The sequence below is a fragment of the Enhydrobacter aerosaccus genome, assembly GCF_900167455.1.
In the GTDB taxonomy this organism is placed as follows: Bacteria; Pseudomonadota; Alphaproteobacteria; order Reyranellales; family Reyranellaceae; genus Reyranella; species Reyranella aerosaccus.
In genome coordinates this window covers 1809810-1823289 of the sequence record NZ_FUWJ01000001.1, presented here as the reverse complement: position 1 = coordinate 1823289, position 13480 = coordinate 1809810, and the positions used below count along the sequence as shown (strand labels likewise).

Sequence of the window (13480 nt, the reverse complement as noted above, 5' to 3'; positions counted from 1 at the left end):
CTCAGGATGACACGGTCTTCTGCATCCGGGCGGCTAAGGCGCGCCCTCAAGGGAGCGCGCAACTCCAGTTGCGCTCATCGTCTTGCAACCAGCCCCCGCGTCCCACCTTGGTGTCATCCCGAATCGCGCGGAGTAACCTCCGCGCTTAAGTGACGCGTCTTGTCCTATCGACCGCATAAGAGCGCAACTGGAGTTGCGCGCTCCCCTGACTCTGAGGTGCGCGCCACTAAAGTGCGGAGATTACGCCGCGCTTCAGTGGCGCTCAGGACCTTTTGTCCGCCGCGACGAGATCGAGCCAGGCCCGGGCGGCGTGGGAGAGGAAGGCGCCGCGGCGCCAGATCATGGCGATGTGCCAGTCCGTGTCTGCCTCGGCCAGGCGCACGCGGGCGACGGATCGGTGCTTGCGCTGCTCGGCGATCATCCGCGGCAGGAAGGCGACTCCCATGCCCGTTGCCGCAAGCGCGACGATGAAGTCGATCTGGCTGCTGCGCGCGACGACGGTCGGCTCGAAGCCGCGCCGGTGGCATGCCTCCAGGATGATACGGTTGAGGGCAAATCCGGCCTCGAACAGGATGAACGGCTGGTCGCGCAAGGCGGCAAAATCGAGCGAGCGTCGGCGCGCGAGCGGGTGGTCCGCCGCCAACAGGGCGGTCAGGGGCTCGCGCTTGACCTCCCGCCATTCGAACCCGTCCGACACCGGCAGGAGCGAGGCGGCGAGTTCGATCTCGCCCGACATCAGGACCTCTTCCAGCCGGTCGCTGCCATACTCCACCAGCCGGATGTCGATGCCGGGATAACGCTTGCTGTAGATCGCAAACAGTGGCGCGAACAGGACGTCGCTGCCGACCGGTGGCAGGCCGAGCCGCAGCGTGCCGCGCTTCAGGCCGCGCAGTTCCCCCAGTTCGGCGATCAGGTCCTCCCGCTCGGTGAGGATGCGCTGGGCGCGGTGGAAGACGATCTCGCCGGCGGCCGTCAGTTTGCTGCGATGGCCGATGCGGTCGAGCAGCGGCACGCCGATCTCGTCCTCGAGCTGTTTGACCGCCTTGCTGATCGTCGACTGGGTGGCGGAGACGGTCTTGGCGGCCTGCGAGAAGCCGCCCTGGCGGACGACCTCGACGAAAGCGCGCAGCGTGCGGATCTCCATGGCATTCCATATCAGAATAGATTCTAGTCATTCAATTCATTTTCCGAATGCCGATCCGGACCCTACATTCGGCGCGAAAGGAGAGCCGATGCGTGTGTCCTGGCTCAGGGTCCGTGTCCGTCGTGGCGTTCACCGCAGCCCGCTGCTGCAGATCGGGCTGGTCGTCGGGTTCTGGCTGGCTGGAGAGGGCATCGCAAAGCTGACCGGCTTGCCTGTGCCCGGCGGCGTGATCGGCATGCTGCTGGTTCTCGCGCTGCTGGCGACGCGCAGGGTGAGCGCGCACAGCCTGCGCCGGGGCGCCGAGTGGTTCATCGGTTCGATGGTGCTGTTCTTCGTGCCCGCCGTGATGGCGCTGCTCGATCACCGCGAGCTGCTTGGCCTGCTCGGCCTGAAGATCCTGGCCGTGATCGTCGGCGGCACCGTCGCCGTCATGCTGGTCACCGGCCTCATCGTCGATCTGTGCACCAGGTGGGGGGCTCGCGATGCCGCAGCTCATGCCAGCGGGGATTGATCTCACCCTTCAGGCGCTCTTCTGGTCGACCGCGACGATCGCCCTCTATCTCGCGGCGCGGGCGGTTTACCGGCGCTGGCCGCGCTGGTGGCTGATGCCGCTGGCGATCGCGCCGCTCGGCCTGATCCTGACGGCGCTCGCCCTTCATACCAGCTACCGCGACTACAGCCGCGGCACGCACTGGCTGGTGAGCCTGCTCGGGCCGGCGACGGTCGCCTTCGCGGTGCCGATCTATCAGCGGCGCGCTCTCATCCGCCGGCACTGGCGCGTTCTGGCCACGGGCATGGTGCTGGGCAGCGCCACCTCGATGCTGACGGCCTGGGGATTGGCGCGGCTGCTGGGATTGAGCGACACGCTGACCTTGAGTCTTCTGCCGCGCTCCATGAGCACGCCGTTTGCCATGACGGTGTCGAGCGAGATCGGCGGCGCGCCCGACCTGACGGCCGTGTTCGTCATCGTGACCGGCGTCGTCGGCGCGGCGATCGGCGATGTCCTGCTGCTGCGATTTCCCATCCGCTCGAGCCTCGCCCTCGGGGCGCTGCTCGGCGTTGCCGCGCACGGCGCCGGCACCGCCAAGGCGCACGAGATCGGGCAGGAGGAGGGCGCCGTCGCCGGCCTCGTCATGGTGCTGGTCGGCCTGTTCAACGTCCTGCTGGTCCCGCTGCTGATGATGGCCCAGAAGCTCGTCTCTCACGGTGTATGAGCGCCACTGGAGTGGCGCGCTCCGATGAGCTCGTCCTCCGGTCGTAGAGGCTTCACTCAGGGGAGCGCGCCACTCCAGTGGCGCTCATGGTCTTGCCAGCGCGAGGTGCGTGGTCCGCTCCGATAAGTTCGCCCCCGGTCGTAAGAGGCGTTCACTCAGGGGAGCTTGCCATTAAAGCGCGGAGATTACTCCGCGCGGAGTGGCGCTCATGATCTTATGCGCTATTTCGCCAGCACGACGTGCGTCGCCCGCGCCGTCGGCACGTGCTCGACGGTCCGGTATCCGAGCGCGCGGAGATCGAGGCCGGCGAAGAGCGCTTCGCCCCGGCCCAGCGCCACGGGCGCGAGGGCGAGGTGGATCTCGTCGACATGGCCGGCCTGGAGGTATTGCCGCACGGTCTCGACGCCGCCGCCGATCTTGACGTCCTTGGCGCCCGCCGCGTCGCGCGCCTGCCGCAGCGCCGACTCGATGCCCTCGGTGACGAAGTGAAAGGTCGTTCCGCCCAGCATCTCGATCGGCGGTCGGGGATAGTGGGTCAGGACGAAGGTCGGTGCGTGGTAAGGCGGGTTGTCGCCCCACCAGCCTTTCCACTGATCGTCCGGCCAGTCGCCGCGCACGGGGCCGAACATGTTGCGGCCGAGGATGAAGGCGCCGAAACCGTCCATCGCGCGTCGGCCGAAGCTGTCGTCGACGCCGGTCTCGCCGTCCGCCTGTCCCAGCATCTGGCGAAAGGCCCGCGTCGCGAAGAACCACTGGAACATTTCCTCGCCCCGCACCCCCAGCGGATGCTTCAGGCTCTGGTCGGTGCCCGCGGCGAAGCCATCGAGCGAGACGCTGAACCCTGCAACCTTCACCTTGGCCATCGATGCCTCCAACCGCCGTGTTTCGGGGCATCTTTATACTAAACTATACGGTTAAGTATAGCCCTATGGCCGCGCCTTGTCATATCGACAGTGTATGAGCGCAACTCGGCGCGGAGAGTACTCCGCGCGGAGTTGCGCTCATGGTCTTGGAACACCTCACCGGAACAGGCGCCGCTGCGCCATCGTTGATAGCGTGCACGTCCCCGTCCACTTCGCGCTTTGGAGCAGGGTGAGGGCACTGCTTGTGTCGTCATGTCTGCCGCAGGCGCGAAGGAGATGGATATGAAAGCACACGACCTCGATTTCCAAGCAGTCAAGCCGGTCGACCTCAGCACCGACGCGCTCAAGCCTGGCTCCAGGGCGACTCCCTTTTCCACGTTCATCTGGGCGGTCATATCGGGTGATATCGCTACTGCCGAGGCGCAGATTACGGACGATATTGAATGGGGGCTGATGCCCTACAACAAAGTGCTCAGAGGCAAGGACCAGGTTATCCCTTGGCTCAAAGCCGCATCGGCGGATCAGAAAGAGCCTGTCGTGATAACCAATGCCGCTACCAAGGACTGGGGTGTCTTTGAATACTGGAATATCGGTACAGTCAGCGAAGACGTGATCAAATTCGGCAACGAACAAAAATGGCCTTGGCCGAAAGATCCGGCGAGCTTCTTGGGCCAGAAATATCGAGTTGCCCAATGCTTCACGTACCATCTCGAGTCCGGGGGAAAGATAGATTTCATGCGTCAGTATCTCGATACGGGGAGTGTCTGGGCGCAATTCAAATAGCGACGGGTCACATAGCGAGCGGCGCCTTGCCTTTGCTGCGGCAGCCGAGGATTAAAAGGTCGACTTTCAATTTTGGCAATGCTAAAAACGCAATAACTCGATATTGCGGATGTAGCCATGCCCCTGAGCGAGCCGGACACTCTTCCAGCATCCATTGCCGACTGGCCGCCTCTCGACCGTGCCCTCCTGGGCGAGACCCACCCGGCACTTCCCACGTTCCCGCTGCACCTGTTTCCCACCCCCTGGCGCGCCTGGGTCGAGGCCTCGTCGCGGCTGTTCGGCTCGGCCGACTATCTGACGCACTGCCTGCTGGGCGGGGTCGCGGCGGTGGGCGGCGCGGGCCTGCGGATCGAGGTCGCGGCGCACTGGCGCGAGCCGCTGCTGTTGTGGCAGGCGCTGGTCGGCGGCCCGTCGAGCGGCAAGTCGGCGTCCTTCGCTCGGGTGCGGGCGTTGCTCGCCGCCGTAACGCCGCACGCGGAGAGCGGCGATCGGGCGGCGCCCACGGTGGTGTTCGATGGCGGGCTCGAGAGGGTGGATACGGCGCTGCTGGGCAGCTCGCGCGGCGTGCTGCTGTGGCGCGAGAATCTGGCCGACTGGATGGCGGAGGCCAACGCGCGCGGGCGACGGCAGGACCGCCGGCCGGCGCGGCCGGCCTGGCTCGCCGGCTGGAGCGCCGGGTCGTCCCTGGTCGGTCCGCGGCCGAGGGACGATTTCGCGGTCGGTATTGCCGGCGCGCTGTCACCGGAGCGGCTGGCGGCCTGGGGCGAGGGCGACCGCGCGCTCGCTTCGCGCTTCCTCTATGTCTGGCCGCAGCGCGGCGCCGCGCCGTCGCTGGCCGATGGTGAGGCCGACGATTCGGGCCTCGTCGCGCTGCTGCAGAAGATCGCCTCGCTCGCCGGCCATCGTGAGACGCCCTGCGTCGTGCCGTTCGACGAGGACGCCGCGCGCCGGCTGGAAGCGCTGATGCCGGCGCTGCAGCGGCCTGTCGATGAGCGCGAGGAGCCGGGCGCGGAGGGCGTGGCGGCGGAATGGATCGGCCGCGGCGTGCCGACCCTGGTGCGGCTGGCCGGCCTGCTGTCGCTGATGGAATGGTCTCTCTCCAAGGCGGAATGGTCGCCGGTCCGCGCCACGCATGTCGAGGCCGCGTACGAACTCTGGTCGGGCTATTATCGGCCGCACGCGCTTGCCGTGTTCGATCGCTCCGAGGTCGGGGCGTGCGAGCACGCCGCCCGCCGCGTCGCGCGCTGGCTGCGCCGCGTGCGTGTGTCGCAGATCTCGCGCGAGGATGTGCGGCGCGAGGCGCTGTGCCAGTCGGTCGATGTCGAGGGCGCGGAAGAGGTGCTGGCGCGGCTCGAGGCGGTGGGGCTGGTGCGGCAACTGCCGCCGGCCGGCTCGTCCCGGGGCGGTCCGCGCCGCCGCCGCTGGCTGGTGCATCCGCAACTCGCCGGGCGCGCGAGCGAAGGAGGGAGTTAGCGCAGTTAGCGCTAGTGCTTCGATCACCAGGGCGGGCAGCGTCAGGCGCTTTTCAGGTCTGATGGCCGTCGGCCGCTCGTGATCTTGCCGCGCGCAGCGCGGCGGCCAACTGGCCCAGTTGATAGGGCTTGGGCAGAAGATGGATGCCTTCCGCCGTCGCCTCCTGGGCGGCGGTGTCGGCGTAGCCGCTGGTCAGAAGCACCGGCAGGTCGGCGTGCCGCCGGCGGATCTCGCGCGCGAGGTCGAGGCCGGTCATGCCGCCCGGCATCATGACGTCGGAGAAGACGAGGTCGACGCGGCGTCCGTTGGCCAGGGCGCCAAGGGCCGCAACAGCGCTCGCGGTCCGGGTGACCTCGTAGCCGAGCTGGTCGAGCATCTCGCCGGTCAGCGCCGCGACCTCGTCGTCGTCCTCGACCAGCAGGATGCAGCCGGCCTCATGGGGACGCCGGCGATCTCCGGAGGCGCGGCGCGGGACATGGGGGGCGTCCGCCGGCGGCCGGTCGGCCTTCGGCAGGTAGAGGGAGATGCGGGTGCCGCGGCCGACCTCGGAGTCGATGCGGACGGCGCCGCGCGACTGGCTGGCGAAGCCATGCACCTGGGCGAGGCCGAGGCCCGATCCCTTGCCCACGCCCTTGGTGGTGAAATAGGGCTCGAACACGCGGGCCTGGATCTCCGGCGCCATGCCGATGCCGGTGTCGATCACCGACAGGCGCACATAGTCGCCGCCGAGTTCCGGGTCCTCGATGTCCGGCAGGTTCTCGCCGCGGATGACGATCGTGCCGCCGTTGGGCATGGCGTCGCGGGCGTTGACGGCGAGATTGAGCACGACCAGCTCGAGCTGGCCGGGATCGACCTCGACCGGCCACAGCGTGTCCGGCATATCGACCTCGACATGCACGTGGCCGCCCAGGCTCCGGTCCAGCAGCTCGCGCATGCGCGCGATCTGGCTGGCGATGTCGACCGATTCCGGCCGGAGCTCCTGGCGGCGCGAGAAGGCGAGAAGCTGGCGCGTCAGGGCCGCGCCGCGCCGGGCCGCATGGATCATGCCGTCCCTGAGGCGACGCTGCCGCGCCGGATCGGTCGGGCGGTCGAGCATCTCCAGGCCGCCGGAGATCACCATGAGCAGGTTGTTGAAGTCGTGGGCGATGCCTCCGGTGAGCTGGCCGATCGCCTCGATCTTCTGCGCCTGGCGCAGCGTGTCCTCGACCTGCGCCCGTTCCTCCATCTCGGCGCGCAGCTGTCGGTTGGCATCGGCCAGCGCGCGCGTCCGCTCGACCACCAGGCCCTCCAGTTCCTGCGCCGCCTGCTCGCGCGCCTGGATCAGCGCCCGGACCTCGTACTGGCGCCGCCGGGCCCGCAGCGCCGACTGGATCGTGCTGGCAAACGTGATCGGCTGCACCGGCCGTTCCAGCAGCGACACGTTGCGCAGGACCTCGATGAGGTTGCGGCGCCACGCCGTCACCGCCGGCTGCTCCTGGTGGCTGGTCAGCACGATGAAGGGCAGGTCCGACCAGGCCGGCTGGCGGGCGATCTGGCGCGCGAGCGGGGCCGTGTCCTGCCGGAACAGTCCTTCTTCGGCGACGAACACCGCGCCCGCGCCCGCGGCGATCTCCTCGATCAGCGTCGCGAGATCGGCACAGACGAGGGCCTCGATCCTGGCGCCGCGCAGCAGCTCGGCCGATGCTGGCCCGTCGCGGCCGATGGGCGCAAGGACGAGAACGCGATTTTCCCGGTCAGTCCCGCCCATCGGCATCGTCCACGACGTTGGGGATGTGCGTGCCGGTGAAGCGCGGGTTGCCCGAGAATATGCCGCTGAAGTCCTTGAGGGGCGGCCCGATGCTGATGCCGTTGCCGCTCAGCCGGAACTCGCGGATGGTGTGCTCGTGACGGCCGCTTCGCTTCTTCACGACCGACAGCGCGCGCCGCACCGTCCCGCCCACCTCGAAATAGCGCAGCATCAGGACCGCATCGCTGAGGTAGCTGATGTCGAGCGGCGTCTCCATCGGCCCGACCAGCCCGTGCTGCGCCAGCACGAGAATGGTCAGCACGCCCTGCTGGGCGAGATAGCTCAGCAGCTCGTGCATTTGCAGGATGAGGAAGCGCTCGTCCGGCATGGCGTTCAGGTAGCCGTTGAGGCTGTCGATGATGACGATGCGGGCGCCGTTGTCTTCCACGCAGCGCCGCACGGCGGCCGCGAACTCTCCCGGCGACAGTTCGGCCGGGTCGATCTGCTTGAGCTCGATCAGGCCGGCCTCGACATGCTTGACGAGCGGCAGGCCGAGCGTGTGGGCGCGGGCTTCGATCGTGCCGCGGCCTTCGTCGAAGGCGAACAGCGCTGCGTGTTCGCCGCGTTCGGCGGCGGCGATGGCAAAGGTGAGCGCCAGCGACGACTTGCCGACGCCGGCGGCGCCGATGAGGAGGGCATTGGTGCCGCGTTCCAGGCCGCCGCCCAGAAGCTGGTCCAGCTCGGCGTTGCCGCTCGGCGTGTATTCGATGGCGAAGTCGGCGTGATGCTCGGCGGCAACCAGCCGGGGGAATATCTTGAGCCCGCCGGTCTCGATCACGAAGTCGTGGAAGCCGCCGCGAAAGGGAATGCCGCGCATCTTGAGGACGCGCAGGCGACGCCGCTCGGCGCCGTAGTCGATCGCCAGCTGCTCCAGCAGAATGACGCCATGGACGATGGAATGAAGCTGCAGATCGTCCTGTGCGGCGGAGAGATCGTCGAGCAGGACGACGGTGCAATGACGACTGGCGAAGAAGTGCTTCAGCGCCAGGACCTGCCGGCGATACCGCAGCGGGCTTTGCGCGAGGAGACGGAGTTCGGAAAGACTGTCGAACACGACCCGGGTCGGATTGATCCGTTCCACTTCCTTGAACACGAGATCGATCGTCTCGCTGAGCTCCATATCGGCGGGATGGAACACGGTAAGCTGGCGCTCCGGATCGAGCGTCGTCTCGGGCGGCACCAGCTCGAACATGTCGACTTTCGCCAAGGACCAGCCGTGCCGCTTCGCCACCAGCTTCAGCTCGCGCTCGGTCTCCGACAGGGTGATGTACAGGACACGCTCGCCGCTGCGGACGCCTTCCAGCAGGAACTGGAGCGCGATCGTCGTCTTGCCGGTGCCGGGCCGGCCTTCGTAGAGATAAACGCGATCGGCATCGAAGCCGCCGCCCAGTATGTCGTCCAGCCCGCCGCTTCCGGTCGAGACGCGGGGCAGATCGGCCCGCTCTTCGTTTTCATCGGAAGTCGAGCTGGTCGTCATTCACTACTCCGTTGCGAGGTCGAGCAGAGTGAACGAATGAAAGAGCTGAATGGCTATGTGGTTGCCCGACCGGCTCGAGACGTCAAGTCTATCGGATCAACTTGCCGCCCGGAAAGCCCATGGATCACAGGATTTGCCCACCTGCGCATATGAGGCGGAACTTCCCTGCGTTCCATGCGTTTCAGTGCACTGGGTCATTGGCGCCTGGGCTATCGGCGAGAGGACCAAATTGAAGAATCGACAGAGCGACACTCTGAGGATGCTGGTCTTCTGCGTCGTTTTCGGTCTCCTCGCCGTCACGGCTTCTGTCGCGTCTGCCGCCAATGTCGGCTTCGAGACGATCCAGGTATCGAACGGGACGGAGCCGCCCTTGCGCGGTGGCGTCTGGTATCCCACGGACGCGCCGGCGACAGAGCATAGCTTGGGCTTGTTCACCCAGACCGTTGCGGTTGGCGCGCCGGTCTCCGGCCACGACCTGCCCTTGGTGGTTCTCTCGCACGGCGGAGGGGCCTCCTATCAAGCCCACTACGACACGGCTCTGGCCCTCGCGCAGGCCGGCTTCGTCGTCGCCGCCATCGATCATGCGGGCGACACCTATAACGACCAAAGCCAGGTCCTGCGCTTATGGCGCCGCCCGGCCCAGCTTCGGCGGCTTGTGTCCTACATGGTGGAGGAATGGCCCGGGCATGGAGCCGTGAATGCTGGCCGCGTGGGCGCCTTCGGCTTCTCCAACGGCGGCTTCACCGTCCTCGTGGCCGCGGGCGGCGTTCCGGATCTCGACAGGACGGCTCCGTATTGCCAGGCGCACCCGGACCACGATCTCTGCCAAGCCCTGAAGCAGGGCGGTGCCGATCCGCATCTCGGCGCGGATGTTCCTGCCGGCGCCTGGATCGCCGATCCTCGTATCAAGGCGATCGTCGTCGCCGCTCCGGCGTTTGGCTTCGCCTTCAGCCCCGATGGCTTGAAGAACGTCCGCATTCCAGTCCAGCTCTGGCGGGCGGCGGAGGATCATCATCAGCCGGACGCTTGGTATGACGAAGCGGTACGCCGGGCTCTGCCGCGACCGCCGGAATACCACCTCGTCGCCGGCGCGAACCATTACAGCTTCCTGCCGCCCTGCGCGCCACGTCTCGCCAGCCGCGCTCCCGGACTCTGCACCGATCCGCCCGGCTTTGACCGCGCCGCGTTCCACCGGACCTTCAATGCGGAGGTCGTGCGCTTCTTCCAGACGGCGTTGCACTAGACTCCGGTGCGAGGCCCGCGATGCCTAGGATGGTTGGACCAGCTCCGCGACTGATGCGTCCTTATTTTCCGGCGGTGGGGGTGGACAGCTTGGCGATATCGGCCCAGCGCCGGACTTCACCGGCGAGGTAGCTTCCGACCTCGTCGGGGCCACCTATCTTCTCCTCGATTCCCTGCGACATCAGGGTGTCCTTGATCTTCGGGTTCCGCAGGGCCCGGTCGACGGCGTCTGAGAGCTTGTCGACGATCGGCTTGGGCGTGCCCTTCGCTGCCAGCAGGAAGTAGGCGACCTCGACGGTCAGATCGGGATAGCCAGCTTCCTTGAAGGTCGGAACGTCCGGCAGAACGCGCGCCCTGGTATTGCCCGTGACGGCGATCATGCGCGCCTGCTTGCTGCTCTGGACGGGAATGCCGGATGCGACGGGCGTGAACCACACCTGGATGCGATTGGCCAGCAAGTCGACCAGCGCGTCGGGGGTGCTCTTGTAGGGCACCATCACCATGGTGATGCCGGCCGCCCGGTTCAACATCTCGCCGAGGAACTGCGGGACGCCGCCGACATAGCCGGCATAATTGAGCTTGCCGGGCTGGCGGCGGGCAAGTTCGACGAGGTCGGCCACGCTGTTCACGGGAAGCTCGTTGGGCACGAACATCGAATAGAGCGCCATGCCGGCAAAGGCGACCGGCGTGGAGTCCTTGGTCAAGTCAGTGTTCGCATTGCCGGTCACCTGATTGAGGATGTTGCTCATGGAGGCGATCAGCAGCGTGTAGCCGTCCGGCCGCGATTTGACGACGAGGTCCGCCGCGATATTGCCCGTGGCGCCAGGCCGATTGTCGACGACGACGCTCTGGCCCAGCGTGCTCATCATGTCCTGGGCAAGCTGGCGGGCGATGATGTCGTTTGCCGTGCCGGGACCGAACGGACAGACGATCGTGATCGGCTTGTTCGGAAAGTCCTGTGCCTCGGCCGCTCTCGACATTGTCAGGGCGGCGATGCCGCCCATCGCTACCGCGATTGCCGCGCGCCTGCGCCATGGTCCAACCGCCATGAACATCCTCCCGCTCTCTTCTTCATTGCTTGTCGAGCGAATTAAGGTCGGCCGTCCGCAGCCGGTCAACACCGTGACGCGATGGCGATGCGCCGTTGTTTCGCCAGGCATTATTCTGGAAGAGACGAGCTCTGCGCGGTCAGCTCACCGTCCGACGCCGGAGCAGCCATCGCCCGGGCAATTCAAGGGCGATTGCTCATGGATCGGACACATATGCACCGTCAGGACCGCTTCCATGGCCGACGTGCAATCCAGCTTCCGCACCACGTTCTGACGTTGACGCTCGACTGCCTTGACGCTTTTGGAGAGATTGCGGGCGATCATCTTGTTGGAATGCCCCAGCCGCATCTGGGCCAGCACCTCCCGTTCCGTATCCGTCAGGCGCGCCAGCTTGGACTGAACGAGTGTGCAACGCGCCTGCTTGAGCACCCTCTGCTGATCCTCGAAGCAGAAGCGCTCCAGCTTGTTGAGAAAGGCGTTGTCGTCGACCGGCTTCTCGAAGACGGTGGCCGCGCCCATCTCCATGGCGGCGACCGCGGTCTGAACATCGGCATAGGCGCTGATCAGGATCGCGGGCACCGAACTCTTCTGGCGCAGCAGTCGCAGAACTTCGAGGCCGGACAGGGAGGGAAGACGGTAGTCGAGAACGACGCAACCAGGACGTTCAATGCGAGCCCGATTGAGAAGGGAGCCCGGATCCCTCCATCCCTCGACCTGCAACCCAACGGACTCGATCAGTGCACATAGTGAGTTTCTGAATTGATCATCGTCATCGACGACGTACACATGATCGGCCATGAGCGCCTTCCCCTAAATTACTACTGATACGCAACCGAAGGTCGATCATTGATTTGGATCAACTGTACAGACCAAGACCCGACTCGCGAGAGGTCTGTTGCGCAACCGAACGGTCATATTTCGCGCGCAACGTCCGAGTTCCGGATTGGCACACTGAACGTCACACGCAGGGAAAATGTCACGCGCATGGAAGAAGCATCTCCATGCACGTTCCCCATCGTCGGGAACGGCAGGAGACGCTGCCACGATGCCAATGGATGATGTCACTGGCGATGGCCAGGCCGAGGCCGCTCCCCTCCGGCTTGGTCGTCACGAAAGGTTCAAACATCCGGTCGCGTATATGCTCCGGAACGCCGCAGCCATTGTCGAAGATCTGAACGACCGTCGTTTCGGGATTTGGTGACGCCACGCGAATTGTCAGCCGCCGGGTAGCGATCATCGGCACATCGAGAGCGGCAATGCTGTTCATCATGAAATTGAGCAGTGCCGTCTCCAATAAAGCCTTGAATCCATGGACTTTCGTCCGTGGTGTGCAGGTATGGAGGCGAACCCGGATCATCTTGTTCTCCGCCAGGGAGGCAAGCCGATCGATCGCCTCCTGGCATACTTCCACGAGATCGACGACCGACCGGCCGACCGGCCGACGTTCGGTCAGCATGCGCAAATGCTTGATGATCGTCGTCGCCCGCATCGCCTCGGCCTTGATCTCCTTGATCTGCTCGTCGATGTCCTGAGGCTTGATGACAGGCTTCGCGAGCTGCCTAGAAAGCGTGTTCGCGAGGTTGATGATCGTGCCAAGCGGATGGTTGAGTTCGTGAGCCACGTAAGCCGTCATGACACGCAGTGTCGCCTCACGTTCCCATTGGGGGGCGAGATTGGTGAGCGTGCCGTCGCGCATTGCAGCCTCCGAGTACGTTGACCCAGCGAACAGCGCTCGATCCGACGACTCGCAAAAGGCCGAGTATCAGCCAAATTGGTCCGTACGGTTACAGAGCGATGATTGCTGCAAAAATTAGCGTATCAAACAATCGACGACGGATTGGAAGCGATATTTTTCTCCGACGATAACGACCAGGAACCGTGTATCCGTGGCCGTTTTTCAACATAAAGGCGAGTGGCTCAGTGCGAGCAACCACAGGTGGTTGAATGCGCGGGACTGAGTGACGCTCCCGAAATCCACGAGCTGAACGGATATCGCGGCGGTGGTCGTACGGCTCTGTAAAATGAGGCGTGGGAAATCCCCCTGTGCCGAGTGCATTCCCTCCGATGTCGGGAGACTCACCCTATGAATTGGGAGTCTCCTTGATGGTCGGTCGAATGGAAATTTGGGACACACGTCTTCGTGACGCGAAGGTCGTTCCGTCACCTGCGGGCGAAATCCTTCGTCCGTGTCATCCAAGATGGGGGATCCCATATGGCCGTTGAGAAGATGAATGCCTCGAGCAGTCTTGCCGAGGTCGTCGACCGTATCCTCGACAAGGGTATCGTCATCGATGCGTGGGTGCGCGTGTCGCTCGTCGGTATCGAACTGCTCGCGGTCGAAGCCCGCGTCGTGGTCGCCGGCGTGGATACCTACCTCAAGTATGCCGAGGCGGTTGGCCTGACCGCCGGTGCCGAGGCCGCTTGATGCCCAGGTGCTTGGGGAGGGGAG

The 13480-nt window shown here is 65.6% G+C and carries 13 protein-coding genes; 6 read left to right on the top strand and 7 right to left on the bottom strand.

Annotated features, from left to right (window positions below; all coding sequences use genetic code 11):
• Positions 1–262: 262 nt before the first annotated feature.
• Positions 263–1144, bottom strand: a complete 882-nt coding sequence (locus tag B5D62_RS08750) for a LysR family transcriptional regulator (protein WP_085933354.1) — start codon at positions 1142–1144, stop codon at positions 263–265.
• Between the two features lie 88 nt (positions 1145–1232).
• Between B5D62_RS08750 and B5D62_RS08745 the strand changes: the two genes are divergently transcribed.
• Entirely contained in the window at positions 1233–1655 is a 423-nt protein-coding gene (locus B5D62_RS08745; RefSeq protein ID WP_085933353.1) for a CidA/LrgA family protein, read from the top strand.
• Positions 1639–2358, top strand: a complete 720-nt coding sequence (locus tag B5D62_RS08740; RefSeq protein WP_139373770.1) for an LrgB family protein — start codon at positions 1639–1641, stop codon at positions 2356–2358. The genes B5D62_RS08745 and B5D62_RS08740 overlap by 17 nt, the downstream gene beginning before the upstream one ends.
• Before the next feature lie 221 nt (positions 2359–2579).
• On the opposite strand, the gene B5D62_RS08735 is transcribed toward B5D62_RS08740, so the two are convergent.
• Positions 2580–3221 (bottom strand): dihydrofolate reductase family protein, encoded by a 642-nt coding sequence (locus B5D62_RS08735; RefSeq protein WP_085933352.1) that lies wholly within the window; start codon positions 3219–3221, stop codon positions 2580–2582.
• Between the two features lie 282 nt (positions 3222–3503).
• On the opposite strand from B5D62_RS08735, the gene B5D62_RS08730 reads away from it, so the two are divergent.
• Together B5D62_RS08730 and B5D62_RS32830 are read left to right on the top strand one after the other, a co-directional pair.
• A complete protein-coding gene (locus tag B5D62_RS08730; protein ID WP_139373769.1) occupies positions 3504–4004 on the top strand; it encodes a nuclear transport factor 2 family protein in 501 nt (166 codons plus the stop codon).
• A 117-nt stretch (positions 4005–4121) separates the two neighbouring features.
• Positions 4122–5477: a DUF3987 domain-containing protein gene (locus B5D62_RS32830; protein ID WP_139373768.1), complete on the top strand. Its 1356-nt coding sequence runs from the start codon at positions 4122–4124 to the stop codon at positions 5475–5477.
• A gap of 52 nt (positions 5478–5529) precedes the next feature.
• Here the strand turns inward: B5D62_RS32830 and B5D62_RS08720 are convergent, their stop codons facing one another.
• On the bottom strand, positions 5530–7224 hold the full coding sequence (locus tag B5D62_RS08720) for a response regulator (protein ID WP_085933350.1): 1695 nt from the start codon (positions 7222–7224) through the stop codon (positions 5530–5532).
• Positions 7211–8740: an ATPase domain-containing protein gene (locus B5D62_RS08715; RefSeq protein WP_085933349.1), complete on the bottom strand. Its 1530-nt coding sequence runs from the start codon at positions 8738–8740 to the stop codon at positions 7211–7213. Before B5D62_RS08715 ends, B5D62_RS08720 begins: the two co-directional genes overlap by 14 nt.
• A 229-nt stretch (positions 8741–8969) precedes the next feature.
• On the opposite strand from B5D62_RS08715, the gene B5D62_RS08710 reads away from it, so the two are divergent.
• Positions 8970–9983: an alpha/beta hydrolase family protein gene (locus B5D62_RS08710; protein WP_218190980.1), complete on the top strand. Its 1014-nt coding sequence runs from the start codon at positions 8970–8972 to the stop codon at positions 9981–9983.
• A 61-nt stretch (positions 9984–10044) separates the two neighbouring features.
• On the opposite strand, the gene B5D62_RS08705 is transcribed toward B5D62_RS08710, so the two are convergent.
• The 3 genes from B5D62_RS08705 to B5D62_RS08695 all read right to left on the bottom strand — a co-directional run bounded on the left by B5D62_RS08705 (position 10045) and on the right by B5D62_RS08695 (position 12727).
• The gene (locus B5D62_RS08705; RefSeq protein ID WP_170920838.1) at positions 10045–11031 is read right to left on the bottom strand and encodes a Bug family tripartite tricarboxylate transporter substrate binding protein; all 987 of its coding nucleotides are present in this window, start codon (positions 11029–11031) and stop codon (positions 10045–10047) included.
• 144 nt (positions 11032–11175) lie between these two features.
• On the bottom strand, positions 11176–11829 hold the full coding sequence (locus B5D62_RS08700; protein WP_085933346.1) for a response regulator transcription factor: 654 nt from the start codon (positions 11827–11829) through the stop codon (positions 11176–11178).
• A gap of 178 nt (positions 11830–12007) precedes the next feature.
• Complete coding sequence (locus B5D62_RS08695) at positions 12008–12727, bottom strand: sensor histidine kinase (protein WP_085933345.1); 720 nt, start codon at positions 12725–12727, stop codon at positions 12008–12010.
• Between the two features lie 516 nt (positions 12728–13243).
• Here B5D62_RS08695 and gvpA point away from each other — a divergent pair.
• On the top strand, positions 13244–13456 hold the full coding sequence (gvpA, locus tag B5D62_RS08690; protein ID WP_085933344.1) for a gas vesicle structural protein GvpA: 213 nt from the start codon (positions 13244–13246) through the stop codon (positions 13454–13456).
• Positions 13457–13480 lie beyond the last annotated feature (24 nt).